This window comes from Caulobacter sp., assembly GCF_965279145.1.
In the GTDB taxonomy this organism is placed as follows: domain Bacteria; phylum Pseudomonadota; class Alphaproteobacteria; order Caulobacterales; family Caulobacteraceae; genus Caulobacter.
The window spans coordinates 1,751,032-1,772,500 of sequence record NZ_OZ257139.1 but is presented as its reverse complement, the minus strand read 5'-3'; the positions used below and the strand labels follow the sequence as shown (position 1 = coordinate 1,772,500).

The following is a 21,469-nucleotide window of genomic DNA, read 5'->3' as shown; positions in this document are numbered from 1 at the left end:
GCGTCGTCCACATAGACATGGCAGGTGGCGCAGGCGCAGGCGCCGCCGCAGTCGGCGTCGATCCCGGGCACGTTGTTCTTCACAGCGCCTTCCATGACCGTCAGCCCGGCCTTCACCTCGATGGCGTGCTCGGTTCCGTCGTGCTCGATATAGGTAATCTTGGCCATGAGGTTTCCTTCTTTCCCCCTTTTTGGGAGTTCCCCTGTGTGCGGCTTCAGGCCGCCACGTCCTTCATAGAAATGGAGGTGTCGCCCAGCTTTTCGGCCGACACCGGCGTGCGCTTGGCGATCAGCTGCTTGCCCGCCATGAATTCGGGCGGCGCATTGACCGCCTCGACGGCCTGAATCAGGTCGCCCTTGAGATGGAAGACCGCGAACTTCGCCGCCGACACATCGCCGCGAACGATGATCCGGTCGGCGTCGAACGGCAGGCCGGCGATCTGCAGCTTCAGATCATACTGGTCGGACCAGAACCACGGAACCTCGGGCGCGGGGCCCGCGCGACCGACAATGGCGGCGGCGGCCTGCTTGGCCTGCTCCAGAGCGTTGGGCACGCTCTCCAGGCGGAACTGGCGCTCATACAGCGGCAGCGGCCGGTGGCTCACGTCGCCGATCGCGAAGATCCGCTCGTCCTTCGTGCGCGCCTCCAGATCCACGACCACGCCATTGGCGCAATCGAGACCGGCCGCCTTGGCCAACTCGTCATTGGGGATCGCGCCGACTCCGACCAGGGCGACGTCGCAGGCGACAACCCGGCCATCGGTGAACCGCACGCCCGTGACGCGCCCGTTCTCGCCTTCAAAGGCCTCGACGCCGGCGTTGAGCTCGAACGCGACCCCACGCGCGGCGTGATAGTCCTGAAAGAAGCTGGACAGCGTAGGACACGCCACCCGGGCCAGAACGCGATCCTCGCGTTCGATGATCATGGCGTGCGCGCCCAGCGCCCGGGCCGAGGCCGCCGCCTCCAGGCCCACATAGCCGCCGCCGACCACGGCCAGGCGCTTGCCCGGGCCCAGCGCCTGCTTCAGCAACTCGGCGTCGGCCGCCGTGCGCAGCGCCAGCACCCCCTCGAGGTCCGCTCCCGGGATCGCAAGCTTGCGGGCGCGGGCGCCGGTGGCCAGGATCAGATAATCGTAGGGGCAGGTCTCGCCCGAGGCGAGGGTGACGAAGCGGTCGGCGCGGTTGATCGCCGTGACCACCCCGCCCAGCCGCAGGGAGACGCCAGCCTCGGCGTACCAGTCGGCGGGCTTCAGGGAGAGAGAGTCCGCATCAGCCTCGCCCTTGAGCCAGGCCTTGGACAGCGGCGGGCGCTGATAGGGCAGCAGCGGCTCGTCGCCGATCAGCACGATCGGACCCGTATGACCGTACTGACGCAGAAACGCTGCCGCCGAGCCCCCGGCATGGCCGGCGCCCACGATCACCACGCGCGCGTTTAAATCGCCCGACTCGACTGCGTTCAAGGACGCGCCCTCCCATTTCGTCAAAAATGACGGCGGCGTCACCTTTTGGCAAGCACCTTACGCGGAAGAGACATGGCCAAACGCGTCAGACGACGCGTTCGACCATCATCTTCTTGATTTCCGCGATCGCCTTGGCCGGGTTCAAGCCCTTGGGGCAGACCTGGGCGCAGTTCATGATCGTGTGACAGCGATACAGCTTGAACGGGTCCTCGAGCTGGTCGAGGCGGTCGCCAGTGGCTTCATCGCGGCTGTCGATCAGCCAGCGATAGGCGTGCAGCAGGGCTGCCGGGCCCAGATACTTGTCGCCGTTCCACCAGTAGCTGGGGCACGAGGTCGAGCAGCAGGCGCACAGGATGCACTCGTACAGACCGTCCAGCTTCAGGCGGTCTTCCGGGCTCTGGCGCCATTCGGCCTGGGGCTCGGGCGTGTCGGTGTGCAGCCAGGGCTCGACCGAGGCGTACTGCGCGTAGAACAGCGTCAGGTCCGGGATCAGGTCCTTGACCACCGGCGCGTGCGGCAGCGGGGCGATCTGCACGGTCTTGCCGGGCACTTCGGCCCAGCCGTGGGTGCAGGCCAGGGTGTTGCGGCCGCCGATGTTCATCGAGCAGGAGCCGCAGACCCCTTCCCGGCACGACCGGCGGAAGGCCAGCGTCGGGTCGATGGTGTTCTTGATATAGAGCAGGGCGTCCAGGACCATGGGCCCCACCGCTTCCATATCGACGTCGTACGTATCCCAGCGCGGATTGCCGCCCGCTTCGGGGTCGTAGCGATAGATCTTGAAGGTCTTGACCTTCGTGGCTCCGGCGGGCGCCGGCCAGTGCTTGCCGGCCTTGACCTGGGAGTTCTTGGGAAGCGTCAGCTCGACCATAGGACCCTCAATAAACCCGTGCTTTGGGCGGGATGTAAGCGATGTCGTCCGACATCGTGTAGCTGTGGACCGGGCGGTAATCGATCTTCACCTTGCCGGTGTCGACATCGAGCCACGCCAGGGTGTGCTTCATCCACTCGCCGTCGTTGCGATCGCCGAAGTCTTCGCGGGCGTGGGCGCCGCGGCTTTCGGTGCGGTTGACCGCGCCGGCCACCGTCACGACCGCCTGGCCGATCAGGTTGTCGAACTCCAGGGTCTCCATCAGGTCGGTGTTCCACACCAGACCGCGATCGTTGACCTTGATGTCCTTGGCCTTCTCCCAGACCGTCGCCAGGCGCTGGGCGCCGCCGACCAGGGTTTCGCCGGTCCGGAACACGGCGGCGTCTTCCTGCATGGCCTTCTGCATCTCGAGACGCAGGCCGGCCGTGCCCTGGGTTCCGCTGGCGTTGCGATAGCGGTCGAAGCGCGCCAGGTGGGCGTCGGTATTGGCGTTCTTCAGCTCGGGCTGGGTGGCCATGGGCTTGAGAATCTCGGCGCAGCGCAGCGCGGCCGCGCGGCCGAACACCACCAGGTCGATCAGCGAGTTGGAGCCCAGGCGGTTGGCGCCGTGCACCGAGACGCAGGCCGCCTCGCCCACGGCCATCAGGCCGGGGATCACCTGGTCGGGATTGTCGCCCGACTTGGTGACGACTTCACCGTGGAAGTTCGTGGGGATGCCGCCCATGTTGTAGTGGACGGTCGGCAGCACCGGGATCGGCGCCTTGGTCACGTCGACGCCGGCGAAGACCTTGGCGGTCTCGGAGATGCCGGGCAGGCGCTCGTGCAGGATCTTCGGATCCAGGTGATCCAGGTGCAGGAAGATGTGGTCCTTGTTGGGGCCCACGCCGCGACCTTCGCGGATCTCGATGGTCATGGCCCGGCTGACCATGTCGCGCGGGGCCAGGTCCTTCACGGACGGCGCATAGCGCTCCATGAAGCGCTCGCCTTCCGAGTTGGTCAGATAGCCGCCTTCGCCGCGGGCGCCCTCGGTGATCAGGCAGCCGGCGCCGTAGATGCCGGTGGGGTGGAACTGCACGAATTCCATGTCCTGCAGCGGCAGGCCGGCGCGCAGCGCCATGGCGTTGCCGTCGCCCGTGCAGGTGTGGGCCGAGGTGGCCGAGAAGTAGGCGCGGCCGTAACCGCCGGTCGCCAGAATCACCATCTGGGCCTGGAAGCGGTGCAGCGTGCCGTCGTCGAGCTTCCAGGCGGTGACGCCGCGGCAGACGCCGTCTTCCATGATCAGGTCGAGGGCGAAGTACTCGATGAAGAACTCGGTGTCGTGGGCCAGGGACTGGCCGTACATCGTGTGCAGCATGGCGTGACCGGTGCGGTCGGCCGCCGCGCAGGTGCGCTGGATCGGACCTTCGCCATAGTTCTTGGTCATGCCGCCAAAGGCGCGCTGATAGATCTTGCCCTCGGCCGTGCGCGAGAAGGGCACGCCCCAGTGCTCCAGCTCATAGACGGCGGCCGGGGCGTTGCGGGTCAGGTACTCGATGGCGTCCTGGTCGCCCAGCCAGTCCGACCCCTTGACGGTGTCGTACATGTGCCAACGCCAGTCATCCTGACCCATGTTGCCCAGCGAGGCCGAGATGCCGCCCTGGGCCGCCACGGTGTGGCTGCGGGTCGGGAACACCTTGGTGACGCAGGCGGTCTTCAGACCGGCCTGGGCGCAGCCGAGCGCGGCGCGCAGGCCCGAGCCGCCGGCGCCGACGACGACGACGTCGAACTTGTGGTCAATGAACTTGTAGGCCGACATCAAAAGGCTCCGGTGAGGGCGACCTTGAGGATCGAGAAGACCCCCAGGGCGCCGCTAAGCACGCAGACGAAGATATTGAGAACGACGAGCGCGGTCTTGGTCGTGAACTTGTGGATATAGTCCTCGATCACGACCTGGACGGCGCCCTGCAGGTGGATCAGGGCGGCGACCAGCAGCAGCACCAGCAGCACGGCGTTGACCGGGCTGGACAGCCAGACGGCCGCGCCTTCGAAATCACCGGCGCCGAGCTTGAGGCCGGCGAACACGCCCCACAGCGACAACGGCACCAGCGCCATGCCCGAGACGCGCTCGGTCATGAAGTGGCTGACGCCATGACGGGAAGAGCCCGTGCCGCGCGCGCGCGACAGCGGGGTGCGGAAACGTTCGGAGTGCGTCTCGGCCATGATCAGAACGCTCCCGTGGCGGCGGCGATCACCCAGGTGACGATCGTGGCGACCACCGCGAAGGCGATGGCGGCCGCGCCCGTCAGGTCGGCGGTCTTCAGCGCGAAGCCGAGGCCGGCGTCCCAGAAGCTCTGGCGGATCGTATAGGCGATGTTGAAGAACAGGGCGAAGGTCAGGCCGATCATCACCAGCTTGCCGATCAGCGATCCCAGCAGACCCGCATAGGCGGCGTAGGCGTCAGGGCCCAGGGCTAGCGACAGGGCCCAGCCGGCCAGCAGAACGGCGCCGAAATACAGGCCCATGATGCAGCCGCGGTGCAGGATCGAGCAGGCCATGGTGATATGCCACCGCCACACTTGCAGGTGCGGCGACATCGGGCGCTCGGGCAGCCCCCGGCTCGTGTCGGTCATGAGAGGTCCAACCCCAGTAGCCATTGTGCGTTGCGAGATGCATTTAAGCCTTGGCGCGGGGGTGTCAACGAAACCGCTGCTGTTGAGAAACGTTTTCAAACCCACGCGCCATGACAGGCGCGGAACCAGCATGCTCTAGCTTGCGTTATCGGATGGTTAGCGCACGGGGGACGGCGCCCATGCGCGATCCGATCGACTTCAGCAAGGTCTTCGACCGGATCCCCAGCCCCTACATGCTGCTGGACCGCGAGTTGCGGTATGTCGCGGCGAACGCAGCCTATCTGCGCACCGTCGGCCGAAGCTGGGCCGACCTTGAAGGGGTGGCGCTGTTCGAGGCTTTTCCGTCGGCGGGCGACAGCCGCCGTCTGCTGGAAGCCTCCCTCCTGCGGGCCAGGGACACCGGCCACGTCGATATGCTGCCACTGATCCACTACGCCATAGAGCGCCCGGAAGGCCTGGGCGGCGGCTTCGAGTCGCGGATCTGGAGCGCCACCCACACGCCGATACCCGGCGACGACGGGGTGACCCTATACATCCTCCAGCACACCCAGGACGTGACCGAGATTCAGCGCCTCAAGGACCTGGCGTTTGGCGGACCGACGCCGCCGACCGCGACCCTGCTGGGCGACGAGGTTCTGCGACGGGCCCAGGCCGTGCAGACCCACAGCCTGCAGCTGCGCCGCCTGTTCATGCAGGCCCCGGGCTTCATGGCGGTGCTGCGTGACCGTGATCACCAGGTCGAACTGGCCAATAACACCTTCCAGAAATTGATCGGCCGTCGCGACGTGATCGGACGGCCGATCCATCAGGCCCTGCCGGAAATCGCCCAGCAAGGGTTTGTCGCCCTGCTCGATCAGGTGCGGACCTCGGGCGAGGCCTTCGTCGGCAGGCAGGTGAAGATCGCGCTGGCGCGCAATCCCGGCGCGCCGCTGGAGGAACGCCATCTCGACTTCATCTTTCAGCCGATCATCGAGGACGACGGCGAGGTTTCAGGCGTCTTCGTCGAAGGCTCCGACATTACCGATCAGGTCCGCGCCCAGGACCGGCAGCGGTTGTTGATGGACGAGCTGAACCACCGCGTGAAGAACACGCTGGCGACCGTTCAGGCCATCGCCCAGCAGACCCTGAGGGGCGCAGCCGATCCCGAGCGCTTTCTGGAAGCCTTCGAATCCAGGCTGATGGCCCTGTCCAAGACCCACAACGCCCTGACCGAGAGCCAGTGGTCGGGCGCGAGCCTGAAGCAGATTCTCTGGCAGGAGCTGAGCCCCTATGGCGCCGAGCGCGTCTCGCTCGAGGGCGCCGACGTGCATCTGTCGGCGCGGACGGCCCTGTCGCTCGGAATGGTCTTCCACGAACTGGCCACGAACGCGGCCAAGTACGGCGCGCTGTCGTCGGAGGGTCGCCTGACCGTGATCTGGTCACGGGGGTCGACTGGACTGTTGACGCTGGAATGGCGCGAGACCGGCGGCCCTCCGGCGGCGGCGCCGGCGCGCAGGGGCTTTGGGTCGCGCCTTATCGAACGCAGCATCCGCGGCGAACTGCAGGGGCAAATCGAGGTGGACTACGCGGCGACCGGCCTAGTGTGCCGGTTTACCCTGCCGCTGGCGAGCGAGCCTTAGCGGAACACGTTCAGCGCCAGATGCTGCAACAGCATGATGGTCTTGGCGTCGCGGATGCGACCGTCGGCGATCATGGCCAGGGCCTCGTCGAGCGTGGGTTCAAGCACCTCGATATCCTCGCCCTCGTCCGGATGGCCGCCGCCGTCGCCGATCCGCATGGCCGCGTCGTATTCGGCCACGAAGAAATGCAGGGTCTCGGTCACCGAGCCGGGGCTCATGAACGCCTCGAACACCTTGCGGACCGCGCCGAGCCGATAGCCCAGCTCTTCCTCGACCTCGGCGCGAATACGCGCTTCGGGCTCGGCGTTGTCGAGCAGGCCGGCGGCCGCCTCGATCAGCAGGCCGTCATAGCCGTTCACATAGGCCGGATAGCGGAACTGCCGGACCAGCAGCACCGTGCGGGCGGCCAGGTTGTAGGGCAGCAACACCGCGCCGTTGCCCCGGTCATAGGTCTCGCGGCTCTGGGTCTGCCAGGTTCCGTCGCGACGTTTCCAGTCAAACGTCGTGGTCTTCAAGACGTACCAGTTGTCGGAAAGCAGGCGCTCCTCGCGGATCCTTATGCGGTCGCTGACGCTCACGGCCTTCCCTCCTAATCCCGCACCCGGGCGACGTAATCGGCCGAACGCATTTCCTGCAGGCGCGAGACGGTGCGCTCGAACTCGAAGGCGCCGTCGCCGGCCGGATACAGCGCCTCGGGCTCGGCGTCCGCCAGCGCCACCAGCTTGGCGTCGGCCTCGTAGAGCGCGTCGATCAGGGTGTTGAACCGCTTGGCCGCGTCGCGCCGCTCCGGCGTCAGACGCGGGACGTCCTCGAGAAAGATCGTGTGGAAGCGCGCGGCCAGGGCCAGATAGTCCTGTGGCCCCAGCGCCTGCTGGCACAGGCTGGCGAAGGACGAGCGCAACAGGCCCCCGGCGGCGCGCGGCAGGCGGATCTCGCGGCCGAGCACGGTCAGGGTCACGCCCGTTTCAGGCGCGCCATCCAGCATGTCGGCCCACAGCCGCTCGAACTCGGCCTGACAGGCCTTGTCATTGGGCGACAGCCAAGTGCGCGCCGCGCGCAGGCGATCCAGGCGGAAGTCCACCGGACCGCGCACGGCCACCACGTCCAGCGCCTGTTTCAGCATGTCGATGAAGGGGGTGAACAGCTGGCGGTTCAGCCCGTCCTTGTAGAGGTCGTCCGGCGGACGGTTCGAGGTAGCCACCAGGGTGACGCCGTGGGCGAACAGCGCCTCGAACAACCGGCCCAGGATCATGGCGTCGGCGATATCGGTGACCTGCAGCTCGTCGAAGCACAGCAGGCGCGCCTGGCCGGAGATCAGCTCGGCGGTCGGCACGATGGGATCGTCGCCCTTGTGCTGGCCAAACCGCGCCTTGCGCTGGGCCGGGTCGCCCTTGCGCCAGGCGTCGATATGGCCGTGAACCTCGGCCATGAAGGCGTGGAAATGGATCCGGCGCTTGCGGGCGATCGGCGCGCTTTCGAAGAACAGGTCCATCAGCATGGACTTGCCGCGCCCGACCGGGCCCCACAGGTAGACGCCGCGCTGGCTCTTGGGCTTGCGGCCAAACAGCGAGAAGCTGGGCTCGCCGGCCGAGTCCAGATCAGCCTCCAGCCGCGACAGGGCGTCGATGGCGGCGGCCTGGGCGGAGTCGGGGCGGATCTCGCCCAGGGTCAGGCGCTCGCGGTAGGCGGTGCGAAGTGATGTCGGCATCGGGACTGCGGTTAGCGCGGGAGGGTCGCTGGGAGCAAGCCGCTTAAGCCCCCAGCTCCTTGCGCACGAACCGATAGGTCTCGCGCCGCTCGCAGGCGCAGGCCCGCATCTGGCCGTCCTTGGTCCACCAGACCATCAGCGGCCAGGCGAAGCTGACGCCGTTGTCCTTCATCAGGGGAACCAGCTTTTCGATATTGGCGCGGCCGGCTTCGATCACCGCGGTGCGGGCGATATCGCCGTCGGCGGGCTTGATCCCGGGCGCGGTCCAGGCCTCGACCGGGGTCTTGTCCCAGGTCTCGGCGAGGGCCCAGCTGCGATTGACCCAGAGCTCGGCCACCGTGGCCCGCTCGACGGCCGTGGACTTGGACACGCCGTTGCGGTCGGCGCGGGCGATCTCGATCACCCGGGTGTCGACGCCGGCCGCGTGCAGCTTGGGAAACTCCTCGGCCTTGAACCGCACGCAGTCGGGGCAGGTGCGGAAGCTGACCATGTAGAACTGCGGCCCCGCCAGGCCCGGCGACACCCAGCCGGACTCCTGCAGGATCTTGGCGATCTCGGCCTGGTGTTTGGTGATGGTCTTGGGCCGCCAACGCAGCTCCATGTTCCAGTAGCCATAGGCGCCGGCCGCGATCAGGGCCACGATCACAAGGGCGATCAGCCCGCGCATCAGGTTCTTCAAGTCCCGCACTCCCATGATCGTCGACCCCTAAGCTCAACCTTCGCGCGGCGGCCGTCAATTTTCCTGACATCGCCCGCGCCGGCGCCTAAGCTGGCGGCATGGTCAACGTCCCAGAGGCGCGTTCGGCGCCCAGACCCTCGCACATCGTCGACACGCTCATCGCCGAGCGTGCGCCCCGGCTTACAGCCTCGCCGCTGTGGCCACTGGTTCGCCCGCCGCTTTACGCCCTGCTCGGCTATCACAGGGCCAGGCGGATGGCCGACACCATCGCCGAAATCGGCGGCCGCGCGGCGCTGGAGCACGTCTCGGTTCTGCTGGATCTGAAGGTGGCGGTCGTGGGACTTTCGAACATGCCCGCGACCGGCCGGACGGTCGTCGTCGCCAATCACCCGACCGGCATCGCCGACGGCGTGGCGGTGTACGACGCCCTGAAAGGCGTCCGGCCGGACATCGCCTTCTACGCCAACGCCGACGCCCATCGCGTGTGCCGCCAGTTCGACGAGGTGCTGATCCCGGTCGAATGGGTCGAGGAAAAGCGCAGCCGCGAACGCATGCGCCTGACCCTGTCGATGACCCGCGACGCCCTTGAAGCCGAACGCGCCCTGATGATCTTCCCAGCCGGTCGGCTGGCGGTGAGGGACGAGAACGGCCTGCTGACCGATCCGCCCTGGGCCGCCTCGGCCGTCTCCATCGCCCGCAAGTATGAGGCGCCGATCATCCCGGTCCATGTCGCCGGTCCGTGGTCGACCCTGTTCCACCTGTTCGACAAGCGCTCGCGGGAACTTCGCGACATCACGCTTTTCCACGAGCTGCTGAACAAGACCGGCCGCCGATTCGAGCTCGTTGTCGGCAAGCCCATCGATCCCGCGTCCCTGGCCGCCGATACGGGGGAAGCCACGACCGACCTGAAGCGCTATGTGGAGCGGGTCCTGCCAAAGCACCCCGAAGGCGCCCTGACTTGAGCCCAATCCGCCTCGCCGACGAAACCGCCACCCAGGATCTGGGCCGCGCCCTGGCCCGCGCCCTTCAGCCCGGCGACGCGCTCTGCCTGACCGGACCGCTGGGGGCCGGCAAGTCGACCCTGGCCCGCGCCCTGATCCGCGCCCTGACCACGCCCGACGAAGAGGTCCCCAGCCCGACCTTCACCCTGGTGCAGTTCTACGAGACCGCCGCCTTCCCCCTGGCCCATTTCGATCTCTACCGCCTGACCGATCCTGACGAAGCCTATGAGATCGGCCTGGACGAAGCCCTCGACGGCGGCGTCGCGCTGATTGAATGGCCGCAGAGGCTGGAAGGGCGTTTGCCCCCGACTCGGCTCGATATAGACATCGCCCTCGACGGCGACGCCCGAGGCGTCACGGTCACCCGGCATGGCGGATTTGAAGGACGCACCCTTGAGTTCTGAGCGCGAGACGGCCAAGGCCGCGTTCCTGATCGCCCACGGCTTTGGCGACACGCGCCGCGAGAGCCTGGGCGGCGACGCCTCGACCCGCAGCTATGAGCGTCTGCATCGCGCCAATAGCCAAGAAGGGGGCGGTCAGAGCTTCATCTTCATGGACCAGCCGCCGGCCCTGGAAAGCGTGGTTTGCCCGCCGGGCGCCAGCGACGCCGAGCGGATCGCCCTGGGCTACAACGCCGCCGCGCGCCTGGCCGCCGGCTCGGTCGCCGCCTTCGTCGCCACGGCCGCCTATCTGCGCGAGCGCGGCCTGTCGGCGCCGGTCATACTGGCTCACGACATCGAGTCGGGCCTCGCGATCCTGGAAGACCTGGGCGATGGCCTCTACGCCACCCTGATCGCCGAGGGCCAAGATGAGCGCCCACTGTACGAGGCCGCCGTCGACGTGCAGATCGCCCTGCACGCCGAAACGCCGCCGGAGATCCTGACCGCCCCGGGCGGGGTGAGCTGGCCGCTGCTGACCTACGACACCCTGGCCCTGAAAGTCGCCACGGACACCTTCCTGGAATGGTGGCCGAAGTTCGCGGGGCTTGCGCCCTTCAGCGCCGTCGCCGTCGCCGAGTGGGACGCCCTGTGGGCGCCGGTCTGGGTGCGTGGCGAGGCCGGGACGACAGTCTTCACCCACCGCGACTATCACGCCCAGAACCTGGTCTGGCTGCCAGAGCGCGTCGGTGCGGCCCGCGTCGGCTTGCTGGATTTCCAGGACGCCCTGCGCGCCCACCCGGCCTGGGATCTGACCCATCTGTTGCAGGACGCGCGCCGCGACGTGTCGCCGGAGACCGAGAGCGCCATGCTCGATCGTTACCTGGCCGCCCGTCCGGACCTGGACCGCGAGGCCTTCATCGCCGACTACCGCGCCCTGGCCGCCTCCAACGCCGCGCGAATCCTGGGCCGGGTGTTCGCCCGCCAGGCCCTGCTGGGCCGACCGCAATATGAGGCCTACATGCCGCGCACCTGGCGCTATCTGGAGCGCAATTTGCGAGATCCGGCCATGGCCGGCCTGAAGGCCTGGTTCGACGCCAACGTTCCGGCCGAGGCCCGCCGATGAGCGCCGCTCCCAAGATCGCCCCCAAGGTGGCCATGGTGCTGGCCGCGGGCCTCGGCACCCGAATGCGTCCGCTCACCAACGACCGGCCCAAGGCCCTGGTCGAGGTCGGCGGCCGGGTCCTGATCGACCACATGCTAGACCGTCTGGTCGAGGCGGGCGTCGAGACGGCCGTGGTCAATGTCCATTACTTCGCCGATCTGGTCGAAGCGCACCTCGCCGCGCGCCAGGCCAGGGGGCTGGGCCCGCGCATCGTCATCTCCGACGAGCGGCCCCAGGCGCTGGAGACCGGCGGCGGGATCAGGCACGCCCTGCCCCTGCTGGGCGAAGGCCCGGTCTGGGTGGCCAATATCGACTCCGTGTGGATCGAGAGCGGCGCCCCGGCCCTCGGCGCCGTCGCGGCGGCGTGGGATCCCGACGCCATGGATGTCTGCCTGATGCTGGCCTCGACCGCCGGCTCGCTGGGCTTTCACGACAGCGGCGACGTGTTCCTGTCCGACGACGGGGTCGTGCGCTTCAAGGGCCCGGGCGAGACCGCGCCGCTGGTCTATGTCGGCGTCCACATCTGCAAGCCGGTGATCACCGCCGACGGTCCCGAAGGCCCGTTCTCGCTGCTGCCGATCTGGAAGGGCCTGGCCGCTGACCACCGCGTCCATGGCGTGTCGCCCGACGGCCTGTGGATGCATGTCGGCGACCCCGACGCGCGCGATCTGGCGGAAGCGAAACTGAAATGACCTTCAGCGGCCCTTTTGATCGCGACGGGCCGCGCTGGTTCTCGATCCCGGCCCATCGCCCGTTCGTCGACGATCTGGCCCGAGGCTTCCTGGCGGCGTTGGCGCACATGGGGCCCGAGGCCCTGCCCCGCGCCACGCTCTTGACCCCGACCCGGCGCGGCGCCCGCGCCGTGGCCGACGCCCTGCTGGCCGCCAGCGACGGCAAGGCCCTGCTGCTGCCGCAGATCCGCCCGCTGGGCGACCTGGACGAGGGCGAGCCGCCGTTCGAGCCGGGCGATCTGGCGCTGGACCTGCCGCCCGCCATCAGCTCGCGCCGCCGCCGGTTCGAGCTGGCCCGGATCGTGGTCGATCACGCCGACCTCCTGACCTTCACCCCCGGCGCCGCCCAGGCGCTGGAAATGGCCAAGGCCCTGTCGGACTTCCTGGATAGCTGCCGGATCGAGGAGATCGACACCGACGGCAAGCTGGACGGCCTGGCCGACGGCGACCTGGCCCAGCACTGGCAGGTCTCGGCGCGGTTCCTCAAGGCGGTGCTGGCCGCGTGGCCCGCGCGACTGAAAGAGCTGGGCCTGATCGACGTCGCCGATCGCCGCGTCCTACTGCTGCGGGCCCTGGCCAAGCGCTGGACAGAGCATCCGCCGACCGAGGTTCTGGTCGCCGCCGGCTCGACCGGCACGGCCCCGGCCACCGCCGACCTGCTGCGCGTTGTCGCCGCCGCCCCCTTGGGCGCGGTCGTGCTGCCGGGTCTGGACGAAGACCTGGCCGAAAGCGCCTGGGACAAGGTCGGCGAACAGCATCCGCAGGGGGCCATGCGGCGTCTGCTGGATCGCGCCGGCGTCACCCGCGCTGATGTGCGCCCCTGGTTTCCCGAGAGCGACAGCCGGGGCCGCTGGCGTCGGCGGATCGTCAATGAGGCCCTGCGCCCGGCCGAGGCCACCGCCGACTGGCTGGCCCAGATCGACAGCCTGCGGGCCGAGGCCCCCGAGCTCGACCCCGTCGCCGAGGGCCTGAAGGGCCTGTCGCTGATCTCCGCCCGCACCGAGGAGGAAGCCGCCAGCGCCTGCGCGCTTCTCCTGCGCGAAGCCCTGGAGACGCCGGGACGCACCGCGGCCCTCGTCACCCCCGACCAGACCCTGGCCCGCAGGGTCAATGCCCGCCTGCTGCGCTGGGGCGTGATCCCCGACAGCTCGGCCGGTGCGCCCCTGGCCGCCAGCCCGGTCGCGATCCTGGCCCAGCATCTGGCCGGTCTGGTCGCCGACCCGCTGGATCCGGTGCGCCTGCTGGCCCTGGCCAAGCATCCGCTGGTGCGGTCCGAGGAGGATCTCGAAGCCTCGACGATTCTGGAGCTGAAGGGCCTGCGTGGTCCAGCGCCGCGCTCGGCCGAGGCCCTGCTGGGGCGGCTGGATGGTCACGCGAACGCCAGAACGCTGGCCCAGCGCCTGCTGGGCGCCGTCGCCCATGCCGCCGCGCCCTATGTCGACGAGCTGGCCCCGCCCGCGAAGGCGGCCCTGGCCCTGACCGAGGCGCTGGAAGCCCTGACCGGTCCCGACCGCCTGTGGATCGGCCAGGCCGGCGAGTGCCTGGGCGGCCTGCTGTCGGCCCTGATCGAGGACGGCGTCGTGCTGCCCGACGCCAAACCGCAAGCCTTCGCCGACATCCTCAACCGGCTGGTCAATGAGGAGACCCTGCGGGTCGGCGGCGCCACCCATCCGCGCCTGCGCATCCTGGGCGCCATCGAGGCGCGTCTGGTTCGGGCCGATCGGCTGGTGCTGGCGGGGCTGGAGGAAGGCATCTGGCCGCAGGGCGCGCCGATCGATCCGTTCCTGTCGCGGCCGATGCGCGAGAAGCTGGGCCTGCCGCCGCCCGAGCGCCGAGTCGGCCTGACCGCCCACGACTTCGCCCAGGCCGCCAGCGCGCCGGACGTGATCCTGGTCCATTGCGAGCGACGCGGCGGCGCGCCGGCCGTCGAGTCCCGCTGGCTGTGGCGACTAAAAACCCTGGCCGGCGGCGCGGGACTGTCCCTGCCCGGCCGCGACGACGCCCTGGAGTGGGCCCGCGTCCTCGATGCGCCCGCCCCGTACGCCCCCTATCCCCGCCCCGCTCCGACCCCGCCGGTCGAGGATCGTCCGCGCAAGATGGCCGTCACCCGGATCGAGGCCCTGACCCGCGACCCCTATGCCGTGTGGGCCCGCGATATTCTGAAACTCTACCCGCTGGAGCGCCCGGACGAGCCGGTCGAGGCCCGAGCCCGGGGCACCGCCATCCACGCGGCGTTCGAGAAGTTCGCCGAACGGCACCCCGGACCTGTCCCGGTCGATGCGCCCGCGATCTTCGAGGCGCTCTATATGAGCGAACTGGTCTCGGCCGGCATGCCGCCGACGGCGCTGGCTCGCGAGCGGGCTCTGGCCAGGGAGGCCGCCGCCTGGGTCGCGGACTGGGAGCGCCAGCGCCGCGCCGAAGCCGAGCAGATCATCGTCGAGGCCGAGGGCGTGCTCACCTTCGACATCGGCGGACGCGACTTCACCCTCACCGCCAAGGCCGACCGTATCGAGCCCACCCGCGACGGCCTGGCCCATATCCTCGACTACAAGACCGGCGCCGCGCCCAGCAAGAAACAGGTCGAGACCGGCTTCTCGCCGCAACTGACCCTGACGGCGGCGATCCTGCTGAACGGCGGGTTCAAGGCTCTGCAGGGCCGCAAGCCCGGCGACCTGACCTATGTGCGCGTCACCGGGCGCAAGCCCGCCGGTCTGGAGGAGGTTCGAGTCACGGCCGCCGACAGCGAGCAGGCGGCGTTCGCGGCGCTGGATGGCCTGCGCACCCTGATCACTCGCTATGACGATCCGTCCCAGCCCTATCGCTCGCGCACCGCGCCGCAGTTCGTCAAGGATCACCCCGGCGACTACGCCCACCTGGCGCGGGTGTTCGAATGGTCGACCAGCGGCGATGATGGGGAGGGTTCGGAGTGAGGGCGCTTGATCAGATCCTCCCCCTAGCGGGGGAGGTGTCGGCGAAGCCGACGGAGGGGGAAGTGACGGCTGACTCGATGCGGTCTTCCCCCGCCGGCCTCCGGCCGCCTCCCCCTTCAGGGGGAGGACGATGACGCACGACCCCCAGCGCGTCGCCGCCGATCCCGCGATCAGCGCCTTCGTCACCGCCAATGCCGGCTCGGGCAAGACCAAGACCCTGATCGACCGGGTGGCGCGGCTGCTGCTGGCCGGATCGACGCCCGAGGCGATCCTGTGCGTGACCTACACCAAGGCCGCCGCCGCCGAGATGCAGCGCCGCCTGTTCGAACGCCTGGGCGGCTGGTCGGTGACCGCCGATGGTCCGCTGCGGACGGAACTGGCCAGGCTGGTCGGCGAGCCGGAAGAGACCTTTGGCCCCGGCGAGCTCTCCAAGGCTCGCGCCCTGTTCGCCCGCGCCCTGGAGACGCCCGGCGGCCTGAAGATCCAGACCATCCACGCCTTCTGCGAAAAGCTGCTGCGGCGCTTTCCGCTGGAGGCCGGCGTGTCGCCCGGCTTTGTGGTGATGGATGACTCGGCCAGCTCGGCCGTGGCCCGCGCCGCCCGCCGCACCGTGGCGACCTATGTCGACACCCATGACGACCCCTATGCCGACGCCTATGCGCGGTTCTCGGTGGCGCTGGACTTCGCCGCCTTCGAGTCGATGTTCGGGACGTTCGAGATCCGGCGCGGGGCGATCGCGGACTATCTGCACCGGCAGGGCGGCCTGTCCGGCGCGATCGAGGATGTCTGGCGCGTCTGCGGCTTTGATCAGCCCACCGATCCGGACGCCGTCGCCGCCGAGGCGATGGCCGAGCTTGATCCAGATCTCTGGGAAGCCTGCGCCAGCCTGCTGGAGTCCAGCGGCAAGGCCCGCGACACCGAACACGCCGCCCAGCTGCGCGCCACCCTGGCCAGCCGCGCCTTCGGCGACGCCCTGTCCGCCCTGTTCACCGACAAGGAAGAGCCCCGCAAGCACCTGCAGACGACCACGACCTTCAAGGCGCGGGAAGATCTGCGCGAGGCGCTGCTGGAGGAGACCGACCGGCTGTCGTTCGAGCGTCAGAGGGTCCGCGCCGCCCAGGTGGCGCACGACACCGGCGGGGCCCTGCTGCTGGCGGCGCTCTATATCGAGGCCCACGGGCTGGAAAAGGCGTCGCGGGGCGCGCTGGACTTCGCCGACCTGATCGAGCGCACCCGCGTGCTGCTGACCGAAAAGGTCGACGCGGCCTGGGTGCTCTACAAGCTGGACGGCGGCATCGATCACATCCTGCTGGACGAGGCCCAGGACACCGCCCCCGACCAGTGGGCGATCCTGCGGGCCCTGACCGCCGACTTCTTCGCCGGGGCCGGCGCGGGCGGCTGGCGCAGGACGCGCGACGCGCGGACCCTGTTCGTGGTCGGCGACGAGAAGCAGTCGATCTATTCATTCCAGGGCGCCGACCCGCAGCGGCTACTGATCGAGACCCAGGGCTATATCGCCCAGATCGAGGCGGTGGGTCAGGTCGGGCTGGGCGTGCCGCTGACCGTCTCGTATCGCTCGACGCGCGAGGTTCTGAGCTTCGTCGACGCGCTGTTCTCCGATCCCGCCACCCGCGAGGGCGTGCCGCCGCCGGCCGGTGACGACCTGGTCACCCACCAGCCGTTCCGCACCGACGGCCCCGGCTGCGTCGACCTGTGGCCGCTGACCCGCGAGCGACCCGGCGAGGAACGCGACGCCTGGGAAGCGCCAGTCGACGCCGAGACCGACCACAGCGCCAATCGCCGCCTGGCCGAAGCCATCGCCGCCGAGATCGCCGGCATCCTGGCGCGCGGCGACGAGGTGCATGACAAGGATCGCAAGGTCCGCCGCGCCGCCCACGCCGGCGACATCCTGATCCTGGTGCGCCGCCGCAAGGTGCTGTTCGAGGAAATCATCCGGGCCTTGAAGCGGCGCGGCGTGCCGGTGGCCGGCGCCGACCGCCTGTCGCTGTCGGCCCACATCGCCTTCGACGACCTGCTGGCCCTGGGCCGGTTCGTGCTGTTCCCCGATGACGACCTGACCCTGGCGGCGCTGCTGAAGAGCCCGTTCTGCGGCCTGACCGACGACGACGTCTACGCCCTGGCGAAAAGCCGCAAGCCGCGCACCCTGTGGGCGACCCTGTCGCTGCGCGCCGAGGAAGACCCCCGCTGGATCGCCGCCCGCGATCTGCTGGCCTGGGCGCTGGTCGAGGGCCGCAAGCGACAGCCGTTCGAGTTCTTCGCCACCCTGCTGGGCCGCGTCGACGCCGCCGGCCTGTCCAACCGCGCCAAGGTGCTCGCCCGCCTGGGCGGCGAGGCCGACGAGGCTCTGGACGAGTTCCTGGCCCAGGTGATGGACGCCGAGCAGCGCAACATCCGCGACCTGGAGGCCCTGGTCGCCGACTTCGCGGCGCTGGACATCATCGTCAAGCGCGAGATGGAAGGCGCCCGCCGCGAGGTGCGGGTGATGACCGCCCACGGCTCCAAGGGCCTTGAGGCGCCGATCGTCTTCCTGCCCGAGACCACGGTGAAGCGCGGCGCGGGCGGCTCGCCCCTACTGGCGACGGAAGAGGGTGGAGTCCTTTGGTCCACGGGCAAGAGCGCCGACTGCGCGGCCTCGGCCGCCGCCCGCGAGCTGCGCGACAAGAAGGAGGCCGAAGAGGCCCTTCGGCTCTATTACGTGGCCCTGACCCGGGCCCGGGATCGCCTGGTGTTGTGCGGCCGCATCGACGCCCGCACCAAGGACGAGAACGTCGGCGGCTGGTACGCGGCGGCCCGCGCGGCCTTCGCCCATCCCGACATCGCTCCCGACGTCCGTGAGATCGGCGATCCCGACGCGCCGATCCTGCGCTATGGCCCCGATCCGAAGACCTTGCCGCGCGAGGCCGAGGCGTTGACGGTCTCGACGCCCCTGCCCGTCTGGGCCACCGGCCCGGCCAGGGCCGAACCGGCCACCGCCCGTTACGCCGCCCCGTCGCGGATCGAGGACGAGGCCGACTCCAGAGCACCCGCCCCTTCGCCGCTGGCCAAGGTCGAGGGTCTGGGCCGCTACCGGCGCGGCGAGATCATTCACCGACTGCTGCAGATCCTGCCCGATGTGAACCCCGGCGAACGCCGGGCGGCGGGCGGACGCCTGCTGGCCGCCGAGCGCGACCTGTCCGACGACCAACGTCTCGAAATGGCCGCCGCCGCCTTCGGGGTGCTGGAAGACCATCGCTTCGCCGCCGTGTTCGGGCCGGGCTCACGGGCTGAGGTCGCCCTGGCCGGGACCAGCGCCCTACTGCCCAAGGGCCTGGCGATCTCGGGCCGCGTCGACCGGCTGGTGGTGACGCCCGAGCGTGTTCTGGTGGTCGATTACAAGACCAATCGTCCCGCGCCCGCCGGTATCGAGGACGCCGATCCGGCCTATCTGGCCCAGATGGCGGTCTATGTGGCGGTGTTGCGCGAGGTGTTCCCCGACCGCCCCGTCGAGGCCGCCCTGGTGTGGACCGATGGCCCCAAACTGATGCCGGTTCCAGAAAAGGTGATATCCGACGCCCTGCGCCGGATCGGCTAGGCCGTTGCCGGGAACGTCTGCGGCGCCTACATCTTCTTCAAGCGCTCGCGACGACTCGCGGGCTTTGTTGTTTTAGCGCTGTCCAGAACGGCGCCCTGATGGAGCAGACCCGATGAGCACGGTGACCGTGACCGACGAATCCTTCGAACGCGACGTGCTGCAGGCCGACGGCCCGGTGCTCGTAGACTTCTGGGCCGAATGGTGTGGCCCCTGCAAGCAGATCGCCCCGGCCCTGGAGCAGATCTCCGAGGAACTCGCCGACCACGTGACCGTGGCCAAGGTCAATATCGAGGACAGCCCGACCACGCCCTCGCGCTACGGCGTGCGCGGCATCCCGACCATGATGCTGTTCCGTGGCGGCCAGATGACCTCGATGAAGGTCGGCGCCATGCCCAAGCAGAAGATCCTGGAATGGCTGACCGAGGCCGGCGTCAAGGCCGCCTGAAAGTCCTGAAGATCAACGATCTGAAAGCGCCCGTCCCGCTCACGCGGGGCGGGCGTTTTCGCGATACAGCGTCAGAAACGGGTCCGGCAGCCCTGCTTGGCGTGAACGCCCCGCAGGAAACCGCGCCGCGCGTAGCCCGCGTCCAGCGCCGCGTCCATGCGACGCTCGGCCGGAGCCGCGCCAGACATTTCCCGCACCAGGCCCCGGAACGGAATAATGGCGTTGACGAGGGTCTTGCCGCCCGCCTCGGCCAGCTTGCCAGCGCGGTTTTCCTTGACCTCATTGCCGACCACGTAGTCCGGGCCCAGCTCCGCGTTCAGGCGGGTCACCTCGGCGGCCAGCTGGGTGCAGGTCTTCAGGCCCTTGAGGCTGTAAGGGTCGGCGCGGGCCTTCTCGAGGATCGGCGGGATCTCGCGGCGGGAAATCCCCACGTCGCGGGTCGGCTGCATGCCGATGTCCAGGGCCTTCTTGCCCGTATCCCTGGCCCAGCTGCTTTCCGCGGGGGCCTCTTCCTTCGGCTTGGACGGCGCGGCCGTCGTCTGGGCCTGGGCGGCGCTGGCGCACGCCAGGGCGGCCAGAACCAGCGCGGCGCGCCTCAAGCCCCTATATCGAAAATCCGGTCGGCTCATCATTCCACTCTTCCCAATATGCAGGTCGAAAACGGAAAGCTTCGCCTTAGGTTCCGGCGGACGGACTAGCGAGGCGCGACCGTCCGGGCCGGTTACTTCTTGGCCTGGGTGATGATGAACGGCGAGGCCGCCGGCGCCGCGGCCTTCTTGTCGGCCTTCGGTTTGCGAACTTCCTTGTTGGACTTCTTCTGACCCTTGGCCATCGACGGTTCCTGCCAGGGCGGGCGCGCCCGCCGGGGATGTCCGGCGCGCCGTGCCGCCCTATCGGCGTATCCGAGCCATACGCCTGTCGCGGCCCGCGCCCAAGCTCTGGTTCAGGCCGGCCAGGTCTCGGGGCTCATCGCCAGCACTTCGCCGGCCAGATAAAGCGAGCCGCAGATCAGCACATGCGGGGTCGGCGACCGGGCGAGAGCCTTGGTCAGGGCCTCTTCGAGGCTGTCGCAGGCATGGGCTCGCAGGCCCGCCAGCTCGGCGGCGGCGGCGGTCTGGGCGGCGGGCGCGGCGGCGTGGCCCTCGAAGGTGACCGCGAACACCTCGGCGCCCAGCCGCGCGAACGGCGAGAAAAAGCCGGTGGCGTCCTTGTTGGCGAGCAGGCCCGAGATCAGCACCACCGGCCGGCCGTCGCGGGCCGCCAGGTCGCCGAGGGCGCGGGCCACGGCCTGTCCGGCGTGGGGGTTGTGCCCGCCATCCAGCCAGAGATCGGCCCCCGCCGCCCTGGCGCGCTCGGCCAGGGGCCCGGCGGTCAGCCGCTGGAAGCGAGCGGGCCAGACCGCGCCGGCGATCCCGGCCGCCATGGCCGCCTCGTCGATGCGGGGATCGGCCAGGGCCAGCAGCGCCGCGACCGCCAGGCCGGCATTGGCGAACTGGTGGTCGCCCAGCAAGGACGGCGCGGGCAGGTCCAGCAGGCGGTCCTGCATCTGCACCAGCAGGCGGCCGCGCTCGTTCCAGGCGTCGAAGTCGCGGCCCATCAGGGTCAGATCGACGCCGGCCAGGGCGGCGGCGGTCTCGATGACGTCCTCGGCCTCCTGGCGCTGGCGCGCCGACACGACGGGCGCCTCGGGCTTGATGATCCCCGCCTTTTCGATGGCGATCTTGTCGAGGGTGTCGCCCAGGAACTCGCGGTGATCGATGTCGACCGGGGCGATGACGCTGACGGCGGGCGTGACGATGTTCGTCGCGTCCAGCACGCCGCCCAGGCCGACCTCGACGATGCAGAGATCGGCCGGAACCTCGGCGAAGGCCACGAGGGCGGCGGCCGTGGTGATCTCGAAAAAGGTGATCGGCAGGCCGGCGTTGGCGCGCTCGACCCGATCCAGCACGTCGGCCAGATGAGCGTCGGTGATCAGGGTTCCAGCCAGACGGATGCGTTCGGCGAAGCGCACCAGATGCGGCGAGGTGAAGACGTGGACCTTCAGGCCCGCAGCCTCGGCCATGGCCCGCAGGTAGGCGACCGTTGAACCCTTGCCGTTGGTGCCGGCCACATGGATCACCGGCGGCAGGCGATCCTGCGGATTGTCCAGCGCCGCGCACAGCCGCCACATCCGGTCCAGCGACAGGTCGATCAGCTTGGGATGCAGGGCCTGCAAGCGGGCCAGGGCGGCGTCGTGGACGCGGAGATGATCGGTCATTTCAAGATCCTCCCCCTCTGGGGGAGGGG

General features: G+C 69.4%; 20 protein-coding genes (1 of these 20 cut by a window edge). 8 read left to right on the top strand and 12 right to left on the bottom strand.

Annotated elements, in window-relative coordinates; translation table 11 throughout:
- The 6 genes from ACQY9P_RS08310 to sdhC form a co-directional block, all read right to left on the bottom strand.
- On the bottom strand, nucleotides 1–167 hold the 5' portion of the coding sequence (locus ACQY9P_RS08310) for a 2Fe-2S iron-sulfur cluster-binding protein (protein WP_421739721.1). Its footprint begins 154 nt before the window's first position; the window shows 167 of its 321 coding nt (coding positions 1–167); the start codon lies at nucleotides 165–167; the stop codon falls past the left edge of the window.
- Nucleotides 168–214: 47 nt separating this feature from the next.
- Nucleotides 215–1,459, bottom strand: coding sequence for an NAD(P)/FAD-dependent oxidoreductase (locus ACQY9P_RS08305; protein ID WP_421739722.1), 1,245 nt, complete (start codon nucleotides 1,457–1,459; stop codon nucleotides 215–217).
- Nucleotides 1,460–1,544: 85 nt separating this feature from the next.
- Nucleotides 1,545–2,327 carry a succinate dehydrogenase iron-sulfur subunit gene (locus tag ACQY9P_RS08300; RefSeq protein ID WP_421739723.1) on the bottom strand — a complete coding sequence of 261 codons (783 nt, stop codon included), beginning with the start codon at nucleotides 2,325–2,327 and terminating at the stop codon, nucleotides 1,545–1,547.
- 7 nt (nucleotides 2,328–2,334) lie between these two features.
- Nucleotides 2,335–4,122, bottom strand: a complete 1,788-nt coding sequence (sdhA, locus tag ACQY9P_RS08295) for a succinate dehydrogenase flavoprotein subunit (RefSeq protein WP_421739724.1) — start codon at nucleotides 4,120–4,122, stop codon at nucleotides 2,335–2,337.
- The gene (gene sdhD, locus ACQY9P_RS08290; RefSeq protein WP_421739725.1) at nucleotides 4,122–4,526 is read right to left on the bottom strand and encodes a succinate dehydrogenase, hydrophobic membrane anchor protein; all 405 of its coding nucleotides are present in this window, start codon (nucleotides 4,524–4,526) and stop codon (nucleotides 4,122–4,124) included. Before sdhD ends, sdhA begins: the two co-directional genes overlap by 1 nt.
- Before the next feature lie 2 nt (nucleotides 4,527–4,528).
- The gene (sdhC, locus tag ACQY9P_RS08285) at nucleotides 4,529–4,936 is read right to left on the bottom strand and encodes a succinate dehydrogenase, cytochrome b556 subunit (protein ID WP_421739726.1); all 408 of its coding nucleotides are present in this window, start codon (nucleotides 4,934–4,936) and stop codon (nucleotides 4,529–4,531) included.
- Between the two features lie 179 nt (nucleotides 4,937–5,115).
- Here sdhC and ACQY9P_RS08280 point away from each other — a divergent pair, with 179 nt between their 5' ends.
- A complete protein-coding gene (locus tag ACQY9P_RS08280) occupies nucleotides 5,116–6,555 on the top strand; it encodes a sensor histidine kinase (RefSeq protein ID WP_421739727.1) in 1,440 nt (479 codons plus the stop codon).
- On the opposite strand, the gene ACQY9P_RS08275 is transcribed toward ACQY9P_RS08280, so the two are convergent.
- Genes ACQY9P_RS08275 through ACQY9P_RS08265 form a run of 3 tightly spaced genes read right to left on the bottom strand, consistent with a single transcriptional unit; the run spans nucleotide 6,552 to nucleotide 8,942 of the window.
- Nucleotides 6,552–7,133 carry a GDP-mannose pyrophosphatase gene (locus ACQY9P_RS08275; RefSeq protein ID WP_421739728.1) on the bottom strand — a complete coding sequence of 194 codons (582 nt, stop codon included), beginning with the start codon at nucleotides 7,131–7,133 and terminating at the stop codon, nucleotides 6,552–6,554. The genes ACQY9P_RS08280 and ACQY9P_RS08275 overlap by 4 nt on opposite strands.
- 11 nt (nucleotides 7,134–7,144) lie before the next feature.
- Nucleotides 7,145–8,263 (bottom strand): cell division protein ZapE, encoded by a 1,119-nt coding sequence (zapE, locus tag ACQY9P_RS08270; RefSeq protein ID WP_421739729.1) that lies wholly within the window; start codon nucleotides 8,261–8,263, stop codon nucleotides 7,145–7,147.
- A gap of 43 nt (nucleotides 8,264–8,306) precedes the next feature.
- On the bottom strand, nucleotides 8,307–8,942 hold the full coding sequence (locus ACQY9P_RS08265) for a hypothetical protein (RefSeq protein ID WP_428151462.1): 636 nt from the start codon (nucleotides 8,940–8,942) through the stop codon (nucleotides 8,307–8,309).
- Nucleotides 8,943–9,040: 98 nt separating this feature from the next.
- Here ACQY9P_RS08265 and ACQY9P_RS08260 point away from each other — a divergent pair, with 98 nt between their 5' ends.
- From ACQY9P_RS08260 to trxA, 7 genes are all read left to right on the top strand, one after another.
- Nucleotides 9,041–9,904, top strand: a complete 864-nt coding sequence (locus ACQY9P_RS08260) for a GNAT family N-acetyltransferase (RefSeq protein WP_421739731.1) — start codon at nucleotides 9,041–9,043, stop codon at nucleotides 9,902–9,904.
- The gene (gene tsaE, locus ACQY9P_RS08255) at nucleotides 9,901–10,347 is read left to right on the top strand and encodes a tRNA (adenosine(37)-N6)-threonylcarbamoyltransferase complex ATPase subunit type 1 TsaE (RefSeq protein ID WP_421739732.1); all 447 of its coding nucleotides are present in this window, start codon (nucleotides 9,901–9,903) and stop codon (nucleotides 10,345–10,347) included. The genes ACQY9P_RS08260 and tsaE overlap by 4 nt, the downstream gene beginning before the upstream one ends.
- Complete coding sequence (gene amgK, locus ACQY9P_RS08250) at nucleotides 10,337–11,446, top strand: N-acetylmuramate/N-acetylglucosamine kinase AmgK (RefSeq protein WP_421739733.1); 1,110 nt, start codon at nucleotides 10,337–10,339, stop codon at nucleotides 11,444–11,446. Before tsaE ends, amgK begins: the two co-directional genes overlap by 11 nt.
- A complete protein-coding gene (gene murU / locus ACQY9P_RS08245; RefSeq protein ID WP_421739734.1) occupies nucleotides 11,443–12,177 on the top strand; it encodes an N-acetylmuramate alpha-1-phosphate uridylyltransferase MurU in 735 nt (244 codons plus the stop codon). Before amgK ends, murU begins: the two co-directional genes overlap by 4 nt.
- On the top strand, nucleotides 12,174–15,146 hold the full coding sequence (addB, locus tag ACQY9P_RS08240) for a double-strand break repair protein AddB (RefSeq protein ID WP_421739735.1): 2,973 nt from the start codon (nucleotides 12,174–12,176) through the stop codon (nucleotides 15,144–15,146). The genes murU and addB overlap by 4 nt, the downstream gene beginning before the upstream one ends.
- A gap of 130 nt (nucleotides 15,147–15,276) precedes the next feature.
- Nucleotides 15,277–18,738 carry a double-strand break repair helicase AddA gene (gene addA, locus ACQY9P_RS08235; protein ID WP_421739736.1) on the top strand — a complete coding sequence of 1,154 codons (3,462 nt, stop codon included), beginning with the start codon at nucleotides 15,277–15,279 and terminating at the stop codon, nucleotides 18,736–18,738.
- 112 nt (nucleotides 18,739–18,850) lie between these two features.
- Nucleotides 18,851–19,183, top strand: a complete 333-nt coding sequence (trxA, locus tag ACQY9P_RS08230) for a thioredoxin (protein WP_421739737.1) — start codon at nucleotides 18,851–18,853, stop codon at nucleotides 19,181–19,183.
- A gap of 71 nt (nucleotides 19,184–19,254) precedes the next feature.
- Here the strand turns inward: trxA and ACQY9P_RS08225 are convergent, their stop codons facing one another.
- From ACQY9P_RS08225 to ACQY9P_RS08215, 3 genes are all read right to left on the bottom strand, one after another.
- Nucleotides 19,255–19,812 (bottom strand): hypothetical protein, encoded by a 558-nt coding sequence (locus ACQY9P_RS08225; protein WP_421739738.1) that lies wholly within the window; start codon nucleotides 19,810–19,812, stop codon nucleotides 19,255–19,257.
- A 92-nt stretch (nucleotides 19,813–19,904) separates the two neighbouring features.
- Nucleotides 19,905–20,015 carry a hypothetical protein gene (locus tag ACQY9P_RS08220; protein WP_421739739.1) on the bottom strand — a complete coding sequence of 37 codons (111 nt, stop codon included), beginning with the start codon at nucleotides 20,013–20,015 and terminating at the stop codon, nucleotides 19,905–19,907.
- 111 nt (nucleotides 20,016–20,126) lie between these two features.
- Nucleotides 20,127–21,440 carry a bifunctional folylpolyglutamate synthase/dihydrofolate synthase gene (locus ACQY9P_RS08215; protein ID WP_421739740.1) on the bottom strand — a complete coding sequence of 438 codons (1,314 nt, stop codon included), beginning with the start codon at nucleotides 21,438–21,440 and terminating at the stop codon, nucleotides 20,127–20,129.
- Between the last annotated feature and the right edge of the window lie 29 nt (nucleotides 21,441–21,469).

What these genes read in the sequence shown, in the direction of transcription:
- ACQY9P_RS08300 (WP_421739723.1), bottom strand. Translation starts at nt 2,327, where the DNA reads ATGGTCGAGCTGACGCTTCCCAAGAACTCCCAGGTCAAGGCCGGCAAG.
- sdhA (WP_421739724.1), bottom strand. Translation starts at nt 4,122, where the DNA reads ATGTCGGCCTACAAGTTCATTGACCACAAGTTCGACGTCGTCGTCGTC.
- sdhD (WP_421739725.1), bottom strand. Translation starts at nt 4,526, where the DNA reads ATGGCCGAGACGCACTCCGAACGTTTCCGCACCCCGCTGTCGCGCGCG.
- sdhC (WP_421739726.1), bottom strand. Translation starts at nt 4,936, where the DNA reads ATGACCGACACGAGCCGGGGGCTGCCCGAGCGCCCGATGTCGCCGCAC.
- ACQY9P_RS08280 (WP_421739727.1), top strand. Translation starts at nt 5,116, where the DNA reads ATGCGCGATCCGATCGACTTCAGCAAGGTCTTCGACCGGATCCCCAGC.
- zapE (WP_421739729.1), bottom strand. Translation starts at nt 8,263, where the DNA reads ATGCCGACATCACTTCGCACCGCCTACCGCGAGCGCCTGACCCTGGGC.
- ACQY9P_RS08260 (WP_421739731.1), top strand. Translation starts at nt 9,041, where the DNA reads ATGGTCAACGTCCCAGAGGCGCGTTCGGCGCCCAGACCCTCGCACATC.
- murU (WP_421739734.1), top strand. Translation starts at nt 11,443, where the DNA reads ATGAGCGCCGCTCCCAAGATCGCCCCCAAGGTGGCCATGGTGCTGGCC.
- addB (WP_421739735.1), top strand. Translation starts at nt 12,174, where the DNA reads ATGACCTTCAGCGGCCCTTTTGATCGCGACGGGCCGCGCTGGTTCTCG.
- addA (WP_421739736.1), top strand. Translation starts at nt 15,277, where the DNA reads ATGACGCACGACCCCCAGCGCGTCGCCGCCGATCCCGCGATCAGCGCC.
- trxA (WP_421739737.1), top strand. Translation starts at nt 18,851, where the DNA reads ATGAGCACGGTGACCGTGACCGACGAATCCTTCGAACGCGACGTGCTG.
- ACQY9P_RS08225 (WP_421739738.1), bottom strand. Translation starts at nt 19,812, where the DNA reads ATGAGCCGACCGGATTTTCGATATAGGGGCTTGAGGCGCGCCGCGCTG.
- ACQY9P_RS08220 (WP_421739739.1), bottom strand. Translation starts at nt 20,015, where the DNA reads ATGGCCAAGGGTCAGAAGAAGTCCAACAAGGAAGTTCGCAAACCGAAG.
- ACQY9P_RS08215 (WP_421739740.1), bottom strand. Translation starts at nt 21,440, where the DNA reads ATGACCGATCATCTCCGCGTCCACGACGCCGCCCTGGCCCGCTTGCAG.